Below are 16,178 nucleotides of genomic sequence, written 5' to 3' on the forward strand. Positions count from 1 at the left end.
TGTAAGTTTACCAGACAAAATTGCAACAGCATGCCAATACCTAAAAAAGCTTTATTTAACTGGAGCAGCGGAAAAGATTCTGCTCTTGCCCTTTATAAGATTTCACAAAATCCTGAATTCAAAATTGAATGTTTACTGACAAGTGTTAATCAACAATACCAGCGAATTTCAATGCATGGTGTTCGTGTAGAACTGTTGGAAGCGCAAGCAAAAAGTCTGGGTTTGCCTTTGAAAATCATGCAAATCCCGGAGATGCCTACGATGGAGACTTACGAGGGTGTGATGAATGAAACCTTAGCTGAGCTAAAAAATCAAGGAATCACACATTCCATTTTTGGGGATATTTTTCTGGAAGATCTACGAAAGTATCGTGAGACTCAATTGGCTAAAATAGGTTTTGAAGGTGTATTCCCTCTTTGGAAAATTCCGACTCAAGATTTAATACAAGAATTCATTGCACTTGGATTTAAAACGATTGTGGTATGTGTAAACGAACGGTTTTTAGATAAAAGTTTTGTGGGAAGAATTATCGATCAGGATTTCATTAACGACTTACCTGAAAACGTGGACGTTTGTGGTGAAAATGGCGAATTTCACACCTTTACATTTGATGGTCCGATTTTCTCAGAGCCTGTTTCTTTTGAGATTGGTGAAATCGTTTACCGCAAGTATGAAAAGCCTAAAACTCAGGAAACCTCAAACACTGCTTGTGATACCAATTCCAACGATGCTTTTGATTATGGATTTTGGTATTGCGATTTGATTTAAAACGAGAATATGTTCACGAAAGAAAATTCAGAAATAAAGAAAATTTTATCTTTTCTTACTGAAATTGGAATAGATGTAATTGAAAAGGAATTGAATGATACTTTTCTGCCGGGTTTAGATTTAGGTCCGAATTGTGTCATTATTGATTATGACAAATTATTATATCCGGGTGATATTTTGCACGAAGCGGGGCATCTTGCCGTAACCAGTTCTTCGGACAGAAAACTCGTTGGAACCGAAAAAATAGCCTCCAACTGGCCCACTGAAGCCGAAGAAATGGCCGCTATTTTATGGTCATTTGCCGCATGTTCTCATTTAGAATTACCAATCGAGCTGGTTTTTCACCCCGATGGTTATAAAAATGATTCTGAATGGCTGATCTCTAATTTTACTTCAGGAAATTTTATTGGCCTGCCATTTCTTGAATGGATAGGTCTTACTTTAGGTAGTGATAGCGCTACTAAAGAGGGAAAACCGGCTTTTCCGACGATGTTAAAATGGATGAGAGAATAGATTGTTAGATTTTTAGATTGTTAGACTAGCTTAGATCTTATTAGTAATAAATTATGAAAAACTTGTCCCCTCAGGACTCTATCTTTCTTTTTTCTTTAGTCAAGGTCAAAAATCTAACAATCTAACAATCTAATAATCTGAAGATCTAAACATACATGTTCAGCAAATTGGTAACAGTATTCAGGTTACGCATTGTTCCTATTACATTTAGTTTTTTCTCAATGTATTTCAGTTCTAATCTTGTTTTTCCGGCACCTATATCATACTTAATATAGATTCTGTTTTCATCAATACTGGCTTCATCAGGCTTAAATTGACTGATTTTTAAATCGTGTATGCTTTCTTTTTTCAAAGCAATCGAAACAAAAACGATGTAGAGTTTCTTGATATCAATATCTTTTTCTTTTAAAAATGGATTGTTAGAAAAGCACAATTCCAGGTCTTCTTTAGCAATTACAATCACAGGAACTTCATGTCCAAAAACTTTAAAAATCTCCTGTTTGATCATAAAACCTACTTTTGAAGCACTTTCTTCTTCTGTATCCACAAATACATTTCCGGACTGCAAGTAAGTGCGTACGTTTTGAAAGCCCATGTTTTCTAGCATTGCCTTCAAGGCTTCCATTTTTATCATGTTGTGACCGGAAACGTTGATCCCGCGTAAAAGTGCTAAATGTGTAGTCATTTTTATAAATTTTATTCAAAGATAGAAATTTCGATTTTGTAGAGACCTTGAACCCTCTGAGAATTACTCATTGTCATCGCCGATTTCAATATCAAAACTGACTAAGAAATCATTCAGTCGTTTTTTGTATTTCTTTTGAGCCTCGTTTACAATTTCTTCTGTTTCTTCATTGGTTTCTAACGGATCAAGACTGAACTCCTTTTTAACCCATTGCTGAAAATCTTCCTTATTCTCATTCTCTTCATAATACTCTTCGTCTTTGTAAAAATAAGCCGAATCGAAATCAACTGAAATTTCGGTATCTAAAGTCAGAAGATGAATTAATTTACTAGTGTTTTCAGCTACTATATGAATACCACCTTCATCGCCGAACACGACTATAGGACAATGGTTTAAATCCTCATTTATCAACCAGTAAGCATACGAGCTTCCGGAACCGTTGGCTCCTGCAAACTCGATAAAACTATTGTAAAATTCTTCTTTTTCCGACCATGTTTTTATACCAGTCTTGTCTTCTGTAATGGTCAAACCAAAACATTCCGAATAAGTTTCTGGGCCATATTCCTGCTCAAACTCGTACAACTTTACTAAATCTGCCGGCAAAGCATAATTACCAAACTGTACAGCAAATTCTTCTAATGAAAAACCATTATCGTATTCTTCATCCTCTTCCATTTCCTCACTCTCCTCTTCCTCTTCAGCTTCTGAAGTAAGAACATAAAAAGCTTCTATTACAGCACGTTTTATGCAATAAAACTCTATTCCGTTTGTCGTTTCATCATTCATCCATTGGTATTTCGGATTTCCCTCTTCGTCCAGATATTCGAGAATGAGTGTAATTTCTTCAGTATCATGACACCATAAACCACGCATCCTAATATTAAATCCGTTTCCAATTTCTTCTGAAAGCTGACTGTATTTCTTTCCTTCATAATCAAAAGAAACAAACAAATGTGTGGTATTTCCAATATTGCTGTAAAGTCTTTCCTCTGTTTTGAATTTTTCCATCTCAACTATCGTTTCTACGGCCTCTTTAAACTGAGCGCGAAAATCAGTATACAAATATTGATCTGATTTGTTTTGATCAACAATTGAAAGTCCTTTCTTAAAGCAATCATTATAATAATTGTTACCTAAGATCTCTGTACCATCATCTGAATATTCAATAAAGGAATCATTTACGATATCACTCAATCGGTGTGTTGAAGGAAGGTAATTTTCAATGGTTACGATTGATCCGTCTGTATCTGTCAGATTACTGCAAATCAAAACATCAGGTCTGCCCACATTAACAATTGCCTGAACATTTGTAAAACGTTCAAAATGCATCCACATATCATCACTGTAGATTAACCAGGCTGTAACATCACCCTTTACAAAAAGTTCTCCATGATTGTATTCTCCTAAAAGGGAATCGCATTTTAAGCCGCCACCTAAATAATGTACACTTCCAAACAAAGTAATGTTTGTAGTGGTTGTTTCTCCTAAAACAATCAGAGCAGGTGAATTATCTGTATCAAAAGAACTAATAAGTTTTTTAACGGTTAGATTGCCTTTGAAAATAAATCCGAGTATAAAAACATCCGGATTTTCATCTGTGCTGTAATCCATTTCAAACGTATCCATTTCGACATCATCTTCCGCTAAGAGAAATATAGGATTGTCTTCGTAATCTGGAAAACGCCAGGTATCTTCAAAAACATTGTATATTTTTTGATTGTTAAAATCAGTAAGATCGCCAATAATAGTGTTGGCTTCATGTCGGTTAATCACTTTGAAAGTCACACCAGAAAAATTCATGGTTTCAAAAGGAACTTTTTCTTCGTTAGTCATTATGTAAGGTTTTGGTCTAAAAACATCTGAACAAATCTACTCAATATCTTTATTTATTAAAATAGGCAATGAATTATTTCAGACTTTCAAATTTCCTAATTAAAATTTATCTTCGCAGTTATGAAAGCGATTCGAAGATAGAAAATAGAGCAAAGAAGCAAGATTATAGATTTTACTCTAAAATCTTGACTCTTTGTTCTATACTCTTTATTCTTTGCTCTATACTCTAAAATCTAAAATCTACAATTACCGAAATGTCCAACAATCTCCTTGAAACCCCCATTGAATACCTAAAAGGCGTTGGTCCCAGTCGTGGGCAGCTGCTTCGAAAGGAACTTGGAATTCATAAATACGGAGATTTGGTTAACTTTTTCCCGAACAGATATATAGACCGAACGCGTTACTATAAAATTAACGAACTTCAGAATACAGGTTCTGAGGTGCAGATTATTGGAAAAATAATCAATATCAAAACCGTCGAATTTGCAAAGAATAAAAAGCGGCTGGTAGCAACTTTTGTAGACGATACGGGGCAAATGGACTTAAACTGGTTTCAGGGGCATAAATGGATTCGCGAAAGTCTGAAACTGAATGAAGTTTGTGTAATTTTTGGAAAATGCTCCCTATACGGAAGTCAATTTAGTATGGCGCATCCTGAAATTGAATTGTGGAGCGAACATGAAAGAAGTCTTCGTTCAGCCATGCAGCCTGTTTATCCTTCAACCGAAACACTGGCTAACAAAGGAATTTCAAACCGCACCATTAACAAACTAATGGAGCAGCTGTTTCTGGAAACTCAGGCTTTATTTACCGAAACTTTTCCAGCTTATTTAATCGAGGAACTAAAGCTTATTTCTAAAAGAGCAGCTTTATTCAATATTCATTTTCCGAAAAGCACTGACGCTTTGGCGAAAGCACAATACCGATTAAAATTTGAGGAATTGTTTTTTATACAGCTTCAATTAATTACCAAAAACCTAATCCGCAAGCATAAAATAAAAGGACATCCTTTTACCATGGTAGGAACGTTTTTTAATGAATTTTATCAGAATCATTTACCGTTTAGCCTCACAAATGCTCAAAAAAGAGTAATAAAAGAGATTCGTTCCGATATGGGAAGCAATGCCCAGATGAACCGATTACTGCAGGGAGATGTGGGGTCCGGAAAAACAATTGTAGCTTTTATGAGCATGCTTTTGGCGATAGACAATGGTTTTCAGGCCTGCTTAATGGCTCCCACAGAAATCCTTGCCAATCAGCATTTTATCGGCTTATCTGAATTAGCTAAAACACTAAATATCAACATAAAACTCTTAACAGGTTCAAGTAAAACTGCAGCTCGAAAAATAATTCACGAAGAACTGGAAAACGGAAGTTTACAAATTTTAATTGGCACACATGCGCTACTGGAAGACAAGGTGAAATTTCAGAATCTGGGACTCGCTGTAATTGACGAACAGCATCGTTTTGGCGTAGAACAGCGTTCGAAATTGTGGAAGAAAAACGAAATTCCTCCACACGTTTTAGTGATGACTGCTACTCCTATTCCGAGAACTTTGGCTATGAGTTTGTATGGGGACTTAGACATTTCTGTAATTGACGAATTACCTCCCGGACGAAAACCGATTCAAACGGTTCATCGATACGACAGTAATCGTTTGAAAGTCTGGAAATTTCTACGTGATGAAATCGCTCTGGGAAGACAGATATATATTGTTTATCCATTGATTCAAGAATCGGAAAAAATGGATTTTAAAGATCTAATGGACGGTTACGAGAGTATTTCCCGCGATTTTCCATTACCTCAATACGCTATTTCTATTCTGCACGGTAAAATGAAACCTGCTGATAAAGATGCTGAGATGAAACGTTTTTCTGAAGGCAAAACCAATATCATGGTAGCCACCACCGTAATTGAGGTTGGTGTTAACGTTCCCAATGCCAGTGTAATGATCATTGAAAGCGCAGAACGTTTTGGTCTGTCGCAATTGCATCAGCTGCGTGGACGTGTGGGTCGTGGAGCCGAACAGAGTTATTGCATTCTGATGACGAGCTTCAAGTTAAGTTCCGACAGTAAAACACGAATGGAAACCATGGTTCAGACCAACGATGGTTTTGAAATCGCCGAAGTAGATCTTAAACTACGTGGCCCGGGTGATTTGATGGGAACACAACAAAGCGGCGTTCTGAATCTTCAAATTGCCGATATTGTTCGCGACAGGGACATTCTTGGTCTGGCTCGTAATTATGCCATGAAAATCTTAAAAGAAGACGCACCACTCCAAAAACCGGAACATGCCATACTAAAAGCTGTTTTTATCGAACTGACCAAGAAGAAAAATATTTGGAATTATATTAGTTAAGGTACTGAGGTACTAGGGTTCTAAGTTGCTGAGATCCTCAGATGCTAAGGGGTTAAGATTGGAGCGAATTACCTATATTCTAAACAAGAGCACTACGGTCACCCTGAGCGAAGTCGAAGGCTTATGAAAACTAAATTAAATGCAAACCTATTGTTATTATCACAAGCCAAATCGAAGGCTCATGGAAATGTATAAAAAAATATACTTCATTGTGGTAAAGACCAGGCCTTCAACAACTGATGTTTTTGGTGATTTGAATTCGTTGGGGGACAAATTCTTCTAAGTTGAATGCTTATCTTTTACAATGAAGTATATGTATTCTAACGAAATTGCTATTTTTTAGGAGCTGCTTTCTTTTCAAACAAACCGCTAAAAAGTCCTTTGCTTATTTTATTCTTGTCGTCTTTTCCTGTAGCAATCAAATGATCGATATACTCCATGTACGTTTTTTTGCGTTCTTCTAAAAAGCCAATCAAATAATCTTCGGCAGCACCCATTCCGCTTACCTCTTCAATATGCAGCAGTTTTTTATACAGAGGGTCAATAAACTTCGTAATGATTTCCTCAGGTACTGATTTTCGGGTTCCAAAATAACCAACAATTTCACCATCATCATCTGCAATAATTTTAAAATCGGTTACCACCCAATAGAATCGTCCCGTTTTAGACATATTTTTGATAATGACATGGATGTTTTGACTTGATTTAATGCTATCCCATAGAAATTTAAAAATTACTTTCGGCATATCCGGATGACGGACAATATTATGAGCGTGACCGATTAATTCATGCTCATCATATCCCGAAACATCAATAAATGCCTCATTTGCATATAAAATGGTTCCTTTTGTATCTGTTTTACTTAATAATACTTTTGTTTTGTTCCAGTCGACTTCTCTGTCGGATGGAGTCGGGCGGGTAATTCTGTTGTCCATAAATCCTGTATTTAAAATTAATAAGCAATACCATTTTTTATCTTAGGCCTGTATTTTACAATCATTAAATCACTGATTTAAAACACACTAAAATTTGTTATCTTAATTTCTGCTATCAGTAGATTTCACATGAATATCGTTTACCAGATCGTCAATTCTCTTGGCACTTTCACGCATCATCTCCAAATAGTTTAATAATTTATCATTGTCTGTATGCCCTTTCGAAACGTCAATAAGTTTAAGCACAGAGCTTACCGGTAATTTCAAATCCAGTGTCGTTCTGTGAATAAAATCATTATAATCTTTTGTAGCGGTTAGTGAGCTGTACTTTGCAGAAGCCAATTTCATGTTCTCTAATTCGTATTCGTCTGAAATTTTAGAAATGTGGTTTTGACTGTGTTCTTTAAAATAGTACGCCCAGTACCCGTTCATAAAAAATACCACTGCGGCCAGAACAACGTGAACTACAAAGGTTTCTACATCAAAATTAACCTGCGAGAAATACAATTGCAATCCTTTTGGGTCGTTGAAAACCTGATTTTGCAAATACGCTAAAGCCCCATGATGCAACACCACCAAAAGTGTTAAAGGAATCTGAAGCTTCCAGTTTTGATAGATAATTAAAATCGTGCTGGCAATAAAAACGGTAAAATGCATCTCAAACAAACCATGCATTTGATAAATATACTGTGCCATAAATATAGCTAAAACAATAGCCAGCACATACTGGTAAAAATTAGATTTCTTAAAGAAAAACTTTGCTGAATAGTACAACAGCAAATTTAAAACACCCACTCCTACTCCGATCTCAAACGTATCATATTTAAAAGCTAAAGCAATTCCAAACAGAAAATAAATCGCTAAAACATAATTGACAATGGTGTCCGATCGTTGGGTCATCGTAGACATGAAATTGTGCAAATAATCTTGTTCATTCAAACTGGCTCTTGTTTTCATAAATTAAAATGATTTTGGTTAAGAATTTGGTTTATTTATTGCATTTTGGTAACGAACATCCGTAAGCTCTCAGAGCTAAAGCATCAAAGGAAGGAGAATGATTCTGTTTCAATAAGGAATCAATTGCCATTTGAGCATAATTACTGTCGGCATTGGTACAATACCTGGTTTTATTGTAGTTCCCGCGATAGTACAAATTCTGAGAATCATCCAGAAGAACAGCCTGCGGGGTTGAGAAAACACCGCAATTTTTCGCTATTGCCTGATCGAAATAAACCGGAATTTTAGCATCAAATTTTTTCTGAATTTCGGCTATAGTGAAAGATCTCTCTTTGTTGAGCACCACAATTTTAAAATTAATCCTGTCGCCATACTTTTTAATGAGTTCCGAAACATGAGGAATGTTAAATCGGGAACAAGGACAATCGGGATTAAAGAAATGGATAAAAATAGGTTTCCGATCTGCCAAACAGCATTTTAAATCAATCTTACTTCCTACAGCTATCGCTTTGTAATTTTGAGGAACCGGCGTAGGCAGACTATATTTAAATTCATTCTGCCAGAAGAGAAATGAGATAGCTACAACCAACAATGCCATCCATAAACCAACGAGTAATTTTTTTAGCATAAACAAGTAAATTTGGGGTTGAAACTTAAAAAATGTCTAAACAGTTGTTAATTACACTGTTTATTTATTTAACTATTTTAACTTTAAATAAAATAAAAAACCTACACATTTTAACGCTTAACCCTCAGATACATTATTATTCCAAAAAAAACAGATCATTTTGTTTAAGCCCATCAATGTTACGAATAAAATCGATAAAGTGCAAATAAAATCGGACAAAATACATCGAAAAATATCTTTGTCGGATTTTTTTGATTCGCAGAACCCGTAATTCTACCCTTTTTGTGGGTAAAACCACAGAAAAGAAGTTCTTAAAAGACGTAAACTTTAACTGATTTAACTCGTTGGGTGCAATTATTCTTTAATACATAGATACATAGAATTAATATTTTTGAATAAGGTGTTTCTGTTATTTTGAACACAGGTGCAACTATGGTTTCTTTTTATATACTTTTATATGGACATATCCCGATGCATCGGGACTATTATTAAACGACTTTTATATTATTTAAAACTAACGCGTTGATTAATTATCTTGATTTTTTTTAATTCTGTATTAAACCTTGACACAGAAAAAGAGTCTAATCTTAGTTTTATGTAATGTTTGTACGTACAAATGTTAAATAAAAGCTAAGCTCTCCAGATTTCACAACAAAAAGTTAAATTTGTGTGCTTACTGAAAACATACACCAAAAAAAATACATTTACCTCAAGTTTATGAAAGTAAAAAACTTAGTTTACGCCCTACTGATCATTGTATTAGGAGGTTTTATTGCCTACAGAGTCGTGTCGAATAAAAAGAAAAACGACGAATCGAAAAAGTTTGGAGACAAAGACACTCCTACTACGGTAACCGGAATAGTTGTTAAAACTGCAACCTTCGACAACAACCTGTCACTATCAGGTTCTATTGAAGCCAATGAACAAATTGAGATTCGAAGTGAAGTTTCCGGAATTGTGGAAGGCATTTATTTCAATGAAGGCAGTTTTGTAAACAAAGGACAGGTGCTTTTTAAAGTAAATGACATCGAACTAAAAGCGCAACTTAGACAAGCCGTAACCCGTGAAGGTCTGGCTGCCGAAAATGAAAGAAGAGCAAAATTATTGCTTCAGAAAGAAGCTATCAGTCAGGAAGAATTTGACGTTGCTAAAGCCGATCATGCCTCTGCACAGGCGCAAAGTCAGTTAATCAGAGCCCAAATTGCCAAAACTTCAGTTAAAGCTCCTTTCTCAGGAAAAGTTGGTTTGCGTTCTATTTCGCCGGGAACCTACATCACTCCTACCGTTCTGGTTGCCAAACTGGTAAATACCGGTAAACTAAAAATTACATTTTCGATACCTGAAAAATATGCCGCACAAGTAAAATCGGGATCTGTTATTGATTTTAGCGTTTCAGGTTCCGATAAAGTTTATACAGCAAAAATATACGCCATCGAGCCGGAAGTCGAAGTAGCTACACGTACACTGCAAATTCGTGCTATTGCGGATAACGTGGACGGAAAGCTTTTCCCTGGAACTTTCGCTGATGTGAAACTACCTCTAAACATTGTAAAAGATGCCATTGTAGTCCCTTCAGAAGCTATAATTCCGGTACAAAGCGGTAAAAAAGTATACATTGCCAACATGGGTAAAGCCAAAGAAGTGATGGTTGACGCTACGACAAGAACAGATTCTTCTATTTTAATTCTGTCAGGATTAAAAGCCGGAGACACTCTGATTACCAGTGGCGTAATGTCGCTTAAAAATGAAGCACCAATAAAAGTGAATGTGAAAAAATAGATAATGTGAGATGTGAAATGTTAGTTGTTAGCTGTAAAATGTATGACGTCTAACGTGACAATTAATACGCTCCAATCTATTTTCTTTATTCTATACTCTTTCTTCTGCTTTATTCAAAAAAAAATCTAAAATCTAAACTCTAAAATCATAAATAACATTATGAGTTTATCAACAACCAGTATAAAAAGACCTGTTTTAACCATCGTACTGAATCTTTTAATTATTCTGTTCGGTTTCATTGGTTATACCTTTTTAGGTGTTAGGGAATTTCCTTCGATCGACCCTGCGCAGGTTTCTATCCGAACCAACTATACCGGAGCCAATTCCGACATTATAGAATCTCAGATTACAGAGCCTCTTGAAAAAGCGGTCAACGCAATCGATGGGATTCGAAACATAACTTCTTCTAGTAATCAGGGAAGCAGTAACATCACTATTGAATTTAATCTGGACAAAAATCTGGAAGAAGCAGCAAACGACGTTCGTGATAAAGTCTCTCAGGCCATCAGAAGTTTACCGCAGGATATCGACGCCCCGCCGGTAGTCTCTAAAGCAGATGCCGACAGTGACGCTATTATTTCGATGACGGTACAAAGTGACACCAGAAGTTCTCTCGAATTGAGTGATTATGCCGAGAATGTGATTTCACAACGTCTGGAAACTATTCCCGGAGTCAGCGGTGTTCAAATCTGGGGGCAAAAACGTTACGCCATGCGTTTATGGATTGATCCAGTAAAACTTACCGCTTATAAATGCACCGTATCTGATGTTCGTAATGCTTTAAACGCTCAAAATGTCGAATTACCTTCAGGAAAACTAACGGGAAACAATACCGAGTTAACCGTAAAAACGGTTGGAAACCTTTCAAAACCGGAAGAATTCAACAACATTATCATTCGTACCAATGGGGATAAGATTGTTCGTTTAAGCGATATTGGAGGAGCTGCATTAGGCCCTGAAAACATCGAAACAAAATTGAGTCAGTCCGGTTTACCTATGATTGGTCTTGCTATAGTACCAATGCCGGGAGCCAACTATCTGGACATTTCATCTGAATTTTACAAAAAGTATGAAGCCTTAAAAAAGGATCTTCCAAAAGATATCAAACTGAATATTGCACTGGACAATACGATCTTTGTGAAAAAATCAGTACTTGAAGTTGCCGAAACTTTAGGGATATCGATTATTTTGGTAATCATTATTATCTACTTGTTTTTCAGAGACTGGGCCATTGCATTCAGACCATTAATTGATATTCCCGTTTCGTTGATTGCGACGTTTTTCATCATGTGGCTTTTCGGGTTTTCGATCAACGTATTAACTCTGCTTGCGATTGTTTTAGCAACCGGTCTCGTGGTGGACGACGGAATTGTAGTGACCGAGAATATCTTCAAGAAAGTAGAAGAAGGAATGTCGCCAATTGAGGCCGCTATTAAAGGATCTAATGAAATATTCTATGCCGTAATCTCGATTTCGGTAACCCTTGCGGCCGTATTCTTACCGGTAATATTTTTAGAAGGATTTGTTGGTCGACTCTTTAGGGAATTTGGGGTCGTCATTGGAGCCGCCGTTTTAATCTCGGCTTTTGTATCGCTGACTTTGACACCAATGCTTAACGCCTATTTGATGAAAGGCGGAGAACAGAAAAAATCTAAATTCTACGTAAAAACCGAGCCTTTCTTTGAGAAACTTAACAGCGGTTATGCTGACTCTTTAAATCGTTTTATCGCAAAAAAATGGCTTAGTTTCCCTATTCTGATTGCTTGTTTTGGATTGATCTATTTGTTTTTTACCATACTCCCAAAAGAAACGGCGCCTTATGACGATCGTAGTTCTGTGACCATGCGTATGACTACGCCGGAAGGGTCCTCTTACGAATACACCGATCGTTTTATGCAGGAAATCTCGAGATTGGTAGACGATTCTATTCCGGAGAAAAAAGTGAGTCTGGTTATCACTGCGCCGGGTTTTGGAGCTTCGGCCACTAACTCTGGTTTTATCAGACTTTCGTTGGTTGAACCGGATCAGAGAAAAAGATCTCAGAAAGATATTGCAGATCAATTGACCAAAATGACCAAACGTTACCCTGATGCTAAAACATCTGTAATTCAACAGCCAACCATTGCCGTAAACCGTCGTGGAGGATTACCGATTCAGTACATTATTCAGGCTCCGAATTTTGAGAAACTAAGAGAAAAAATTCCGGTTTTTATGGAAGAAGTTGGCAAAAGTGACGTTTTCTCAGTTACCGATGTGAATTTAAAATTCAACAAACCTGAAATCAACGTAAGTATTGACCGTGAAAAAGCAGAAAGTTTAGGAATTTCGATCCTTGACATTGCACAAACGTTACAACTTTCTTTAAGCGGGCAGCGTTTTGGATATTTCATTAAAAACGGAAAACAATATCAGGTAATTGGTCAGTTTGATCAAAAAGACCGTTCGAAACCACTGGATCTGACTTCGATGTTTGTGAAAAATAAAAGCGGAGAATTGATTCAGATGGACAACGTGGTTAAAATTGAAGAACAAAGTAATCCGCCTCAATTGTACCACAACAACCGTTATATGTCTGCAACAGTTTCTGCAGGTTTGGCACCGGGAAAAAGTATCAGCGACGGAATTCAGGAAATGGACAGAATCAAAGCAAAAGTACTTAACGATACTTTCACCACTGATTTAAGTGGAGAATCGAGAGACTTTGTTGAAAGTAGTTCAAATACTTCTTTCGCCTTTGGATTAGCCCTATTACTGATCTTTTTAATTCTTGCTGCACAGTTCGAGAGTTTTATCGATCCGCTTATCATCATCTTAACCGTACCAATGGCGGTTGCCGGAGCCTTATTTTCATTATGGCTTTTCAATCAGACCTGGAATATCTTTAGCCAAATTGGGACGGTAATGCTTATTGGATTGGTGACAAAAAACGGTATTTTGATTGTGGAATTTGCCAATCAGCTGCGCGAACAGGGAAAACCAAAAATGGAAGCTATTTTAGAAGCCTCAGAAGCACGTTTGCGCCCAATTTTAATGACAAGTTTGGCCATCGCTTTAGGAGCTTTGCCAATTGCAATGTCACTTGGTGCTGCCTCTACGAGTAGAATTGGTATGGGGGTTGTAATTGTTGGAGGAACCATCTTTTCGTTAGCCTTAACCCTATTTGTGATTCCTGCCATTTATTTAATGTGGTCTAAAGCAAGAAAACATTATCCTGAATTTGATCATATCGATGAATATGAAAGAAACACAAAATAATTGATATAAAATCTGAAATCCTATAGAAGCTGCGAATCTCTTCTGAAAAAGTGGAATCGCAGCTAATCCTTCATCACATGAAAGCTAAAATAATAGTAACAAGTCTCGTTTTATTGTTGTTCTGTACAACAAAAATCAGTGCGCAGGAAGTCTTAACCATTGAAGACGCCATGAAGATCGCCTTAGAGAATAATTTCGAAATTAAGATTGCTAAAAACAGTCTTAAAATAAGTGAAACCAATGTAACAGTTGGAAACGCCGGAATGTTGCCAAGGGCCACAGCTTCGGTAACCGACAATAACAGTGTTACCAACTCGTCACAAACACGTCAGGACGGAACTACAACCTCTTTAAGAAATGCTAAAAATAACAGTTTAGCCTACGGTGTTAGCTTGGGATGGACCGTTTTTGACGGAATGAAAATGTTTGCCAAACTGGACCAGCTTAAAGAATTGCAAAAACTGGGTGATTCTGAAATGAAAAGAGTGATATTGGTCAAAATTGGACAAGTCAACAGCGCTTACTTTGATTTGGTACAGCAACAGCAGCAACTGTCTGCATTAGACACCACAATTGTAATTTCGAAACAAAGATTAACGCTGGCACAAAACCGTTTCAGTATTGGAAAAGCATCAAAACTGGAAGTTTTAAATGCGCAGGTTGATTTAAATTCAGATCAGGTTGCTTTGCTGAGACAAAAAGAATCCTATGCCAATGCTAAAATCTTACTCAACCAATATTTGGCACGTGATCCTAAAATAAATTTCACCGTAACCAATGTAGTTGCTGTAGATAATAAACTCGTTTTGGTCGATTTAATAGAATTGGCTCACAAACAAAATCCGGCTTTAGAATCTCAGGTTATCAACAAACGTATTGCCGAGCTTCAGCTTAAACAAGTAAAAGCAGACCGTTATCCGGTGGTAAACCTGACTTCGGGATACAACTTTAACGAAAGTCAGTCCAGTCTTGGATTTACAAGTCAAAACTCATCTAAAGGTTTTAACTATGGTTTTAACGCCACTTTAAACGTTTTTGATGGGTTCAATCAACACCGAAATGAAAAGGTAGCGAAACTACAGATCGAAAACTCACAAATTGCGATTGAGCAGCAAAACATGATCCTAGATACTCAGTTAAGTACCGCTTTTCAAACGTATTTAACCAATTTAGAATTGATTGGATTAGAAGAAGACAACGTAACGATTGCCAAACAAAATTTAGATATTACTCTAGATAAATTCAGAATTGGAACTATTACAACACTGGATTTCAGAACAGCTCAATTAAACTATGTAAATGCTAAGGTGCGCTACAGCAATGCACAATTTCAGGCAAAATTATCTGAGATTGCTTTGAAAGAGTTGGCGGGGAATATCAATTTTTAAAGTAAATTTGTTTCAAAACAAGTCCAAATGATCTCATACAACACCAAAGATTGGTTCACTTTTATTTTTCATTTTCATAAATCGGATACGGTTCGAAAACTACTTCCGATCATGATTGCGATCGGAATTTACTCTTCAATTGTTGGATATCTGGAAGTCTCGTATTTTAAAATTGGTAAAAACGACTACATCCACAACATCCCGATCATGCACGGGATGTTGGGTTTTGTAATCTCATTATTACTGGTTTTCAGAACCAATACGGCCTACGATCGTTGGTGGGAAGGTCGAAAACTTTGGGGAGGTCTTGTTAACAACAGCCGAAATCTGGCCATTAAACTTTCGGCGATACTGAAAGAAGAAAATGATAAAAAATTCTTCAGAAAATTTATCCCTGCCTACGCTTCCGTATTGCACAAACACCTGCACGATTCTGACACCGGTAAACAGCTTTTTGAAGATGTAGATTTAGAAATCGATCATCACAAACACAAACCAAATCAGGTTAAAAGAATAATTTTTCAAAAAATAAACGACCTGTACGAGGATAAAAAAATCAGCGGAGAACAGCTTATTATTTTAAACGAAGAGTTACAATCATTTACAGACATCTGCGGTGCCTGCGAGCGAATCAAAAACACCCCTATTCCCTACTCCTACAGCGCTTTTATCAAGAAGTTTATCTTCTTCTACACTATGACACTTCCTTTTGGTTATTCAGTAAGTTTGGGTTATTATGTGGCACCGGTGGTGGTTTTCATCTTTTATGTACTGGCAAGTTTAGAGCTTATTGCCGAAGAAATCGAAGACCCGTTTGGCGATGATGAAAATGATCTGCCAACAAAAAAGATCTCCGAAAATATTAAAAAACATATTGAAGAGTTAATTTAAATAAACGATATAAGTGTTTGATAATTAAAGCAATGTTTTTTTTTTTTTTTTAAAGAAATTAATACATAAAAAAAAGTTTTTATCTACTGAAAGAACAGATAAAAGAAATACAATTATCTCCCATAAGCTATGCGATTTACTCCAAGTGAAACGCCTTATTTGAAGATCTAAAATTATGTTTCT

Annotated in this window: 12 protein-coding genes; 7 read left to right on the forward strand and 5 right to left on the reverse strand. The window is 36.4% G+C overall.

From position 1 onward, the window contains the following. Window positions 1-30 precede the first annotated feature (30 nt). Together M4I44_RS15605 and M4I44_RS15610 are read left to right on the forward strand one after the other, a co-directional pair. The gene (locus tag M4I44_RS15605; RefSeq protein ID WP_249965281.1) at window positions 31-768 is read left to right on the forward strand and encodes a diphthine--ammonia ligase; all 738 of its coding nucleotides are present in this window, start codon (window positions 31-33) and stop codon (window positions 766-768) included. 9 nt (window positions 769-777) lie between these two features. Beyond that, window positions 778-1,281 carry a hypothetical protein gene (locus M4I44_RS15610; RefSeq protein WP_249965282.1) on the forward strand — a complete coding sequence of 168 codons (504 nt, stop codon included), beginning with the start codon at window positions 778-780 and terminating at the stop codon, window positions 1,279-1,281. A 145-nt stretch (window positions 1,282-1,426) separates the two neighbouring features. Here the strand turns inward: M4I44_RS15610 and M4I44_RS15615 are convergent, their stop codons facing one another. Both M4I44_RS15615 and M4I44_RS15620 read right to left on the reverse strand, forming a co-directional pair. Continuing rightward, on the reverse strand, window positions 1,427-1,966 hold the full coding sequence (locus M4I44_RS15615; RefSeq protein ID WP_249965283.1) for a DUF1697 domain-containing protein: 540 nt from the start codon (window positions 1,964-1,966) through the stop codon (window positions 1,427-1,429). A 63-nt stretch (window positions 1,967-2,029) separates the two neighbouring features. Beyond that, window positions 2,030-3,799, reverse strand: a complete 1,770-nt coding sequence (locus M4I44_RS15620; RefSeq protein ID WP_249965284.1) for a hypothetical protein — start codon at window positions 3,797-3,799, stop codon at window positions 2,030-2,032. A 254-nt stretch (window positions 3,800-4,053) separates the two neighbouring features. Between M4I44_RS15620 and recG the strand changes: the two genes are divergently transcribed. Continuing rightward, window positions 4,054-6,162: an ATP-dependent DNA helicase RecG gene (recG, locus tag M4I44_RS15625; RefSeq protein WP_249965285.1), complete on the forward strand. Its 2,109-nt coding sequence runs from the start codon at window positions 4,054-4,056 to the stop codon at window positions 6,160-6,162. Window positions 6,163-6,494: 332 nt separating this feature from the next. On the opposite strand, the gene M4I44_RS15630 is transcribed toward recG, so the two are convergent. From M4I44_RS15630 to M4I44_RS15640, 3 genes are all read right to left on the reverse strand, one after another. Beyond that, window positions 6,495-7,097, reverse strand: a complete 603-nt coding sequence (locus tag M4I44_RS15630) for a PAS domain-containing protein (protein ID WP_089078067.1) — start codon at window positions 7,095-7,097, stop codon at window positions 6,495-6,497. Window positions 7,098-7,199: 102 nt separating this feature from the next. Beyond that, window positions 7,200-8,054: a hypothetical protein gene (locus M4I44_RS15635; protein WP_017498790.1), complete on the reverse strand. Its 855-nt coding sequence runs from the start codon at window positions 8,052-8,054 to the stop codon at window positions 7,200-7,202. Window positions 8,055-8,085: 31 nt separating this feature from the next. Then, entirely contained in the window at window positions 8,086-8,682 is a 597-nt protein-coding gene (locus M4I44_RS15640) for a thioredoxin fold domain-containing protein (protein ID WP_249965286.1), read from the reverse strand. A gap of 717 nt (window positions 8,683-9,399) precedes the next feature. Here M4I44_RS15640 and M4I44_RS15645 point away from each other — a divergent pair. From M4I44_RS15645 to M4I44_RS15660, 4 genes are all read left to right on the forward strand, one after another. Beyond that, window positions 9,400-10,461 (forward strand): efflux RND transporter periplasmic adaptor subunit, encoded by a 1,062-nt coding sequence (locus M4I44_RS15645; RefSeq protein ID WP_017498792.1) that lies wholly within the window; start codon window positions 9,400-9,402, stop codon window positions 10,459-10,461. 159 nt (window positions 10,462-10,620) lie between these two features. Then, window positions 10,621-13,716 carry an efflux RND transporter permease subunit gene (locus M4I44_RS15650; RefSeq protein ID WP_249965287.1) on the forward strand — a complete coding sequence of 1,032 codons (3,096 nt, stop codon included), beginning with the start codon at window positions 10,621-10,623 and terminating at the stop codon, window positions 13,714-13,716. A gap of 77 nt (window positions 13,717-13,793) precedes the next feature. Continuing rightward, on the forward strand, window positions 13,794-15,104 hold the full coding sequence (locus M4I44_RS15655; protein ID WP_249965288.1) for a TolC family protein: 1,311 nt from the start codon (window positions 13,794-13,796) through the stop codon (window positions 15,102-15,104). A 27-nt stretch (window positions 15,105-15,131) separates the two neighbouring features. Further along, the gene (locus M4I44_RS15660; protein WP_249965289.1) at window positions 15,132-15,995 is read left to right on the forward strand and encodes a bestrophin family protein; all 864 of its coding nucleotides are present in this window, start codon (window positions 15,132-15,134) and stop codon (window positions 15,993-15,995) included. The last annotated feature ends 183 nt before the right edge of the window (window positions 15,996-16,178 follow it).

Origin of the sequence: Flavobacterium sp. B183 (genome assembly GCF_023539155.1) — a bacterium.
Lineage (GTDB): Bacteria > Bacteroidota > Bacteroidia > Flavobacteriales > Flavobacteriaceae > Flavobacterium > Flavobacterium tructae.

What these genes read in the sequence shown, in the direction of transcription:
- M4I44_RS15605 (WP_249965281.1), top strand. Translation starts at nt 31, where the DNA reads ATGCCAATACCTAAAAAAGCTTTATTTAACTGGAGCAGCGGAAAAGAT.
- M4I44_RS15660 (WP_249965289.1), top strand. Translation starts at nt 15,132, where the DNA reads ATGATCTCATACAACACCAAAGATTGGTTCACTTTTATTTTTCATTTT.
- M4I44_RS15650 (WP_249965287.1), top strand. Translation starts at nt 10,621, where the DNA reads ATGAGTTTATCAACAACCAGTATAAAAAGACCTGTTTTAACCATCGTA.
- M4I44_RS15620 (WP_249965284.1), bottom strand. Translation starts at nt 3,799, where the DNA reads ATGACTAACGAAGAAAAAGTTCCTTTTGAAACCATGAATTTTTCTGGT.
- M4I44_RS15645 (WP_017498792.1), top strand. Translation starts at nt 9,400, where the DNA reads ATGAAAGTAAAAAACTTAGTTTACGCCCTACTGATCATTGTATTAGGA.
- M4I44_RS15635 (WP_017498790.1), bottom strand. Translation starts at nt 8,054, where the DNA reads ATGAAAACAAGAGCCAGTTTGAATGAACAAGATTATTTGCACAATTTC.
- M4I44_RS15655 (WP_249965288.1), top strand. Translation starts at nt 13,794, where the DNA reads ATGAAAGCTAAAATAATAGTAACAAGTCTCGTTTTATTGTTGTTCTGT.
- M4I44_RS15615 (WP_249965283.1), bottom strand. Translation starts at nt 1,966, where the DNA reads ATGACTACACATTTAGCACTTTTACGCGGGATCAACGTTTCCGGTCAC.
- M4I44_RS15630 (WP_089078067.1), bottom strand. Translation starts at nt 7,097, where the DNA reads ATGGACAACAGAATTACCCGCCCGACTCCATCCGACAGAGAAGTCGAC.
- M4I44_RS15640 (WP_249965286.1), bottom strand. Translation starts at nt 8,682, where the DNA reads ATGCTAAAAAAATTACTCGTTGGTTTATGGATGGCATTGTTGGTTGTA.
- recG (WP_249965285.1), top strand. Translation starts at nt 4,054, where the DNA reads ATGTCCAACAATCTCCTTGAAACCCCCATTGAATACCTAAAAGGCGTT.
- M4I44_RS15610 (WP_249965282.1), top strand. Translation starts at nt 778, where the DNA reads ATGTTCACGAAAGAAAATTCAGAAATAAAGAAAATTTTATCTTTTCTT.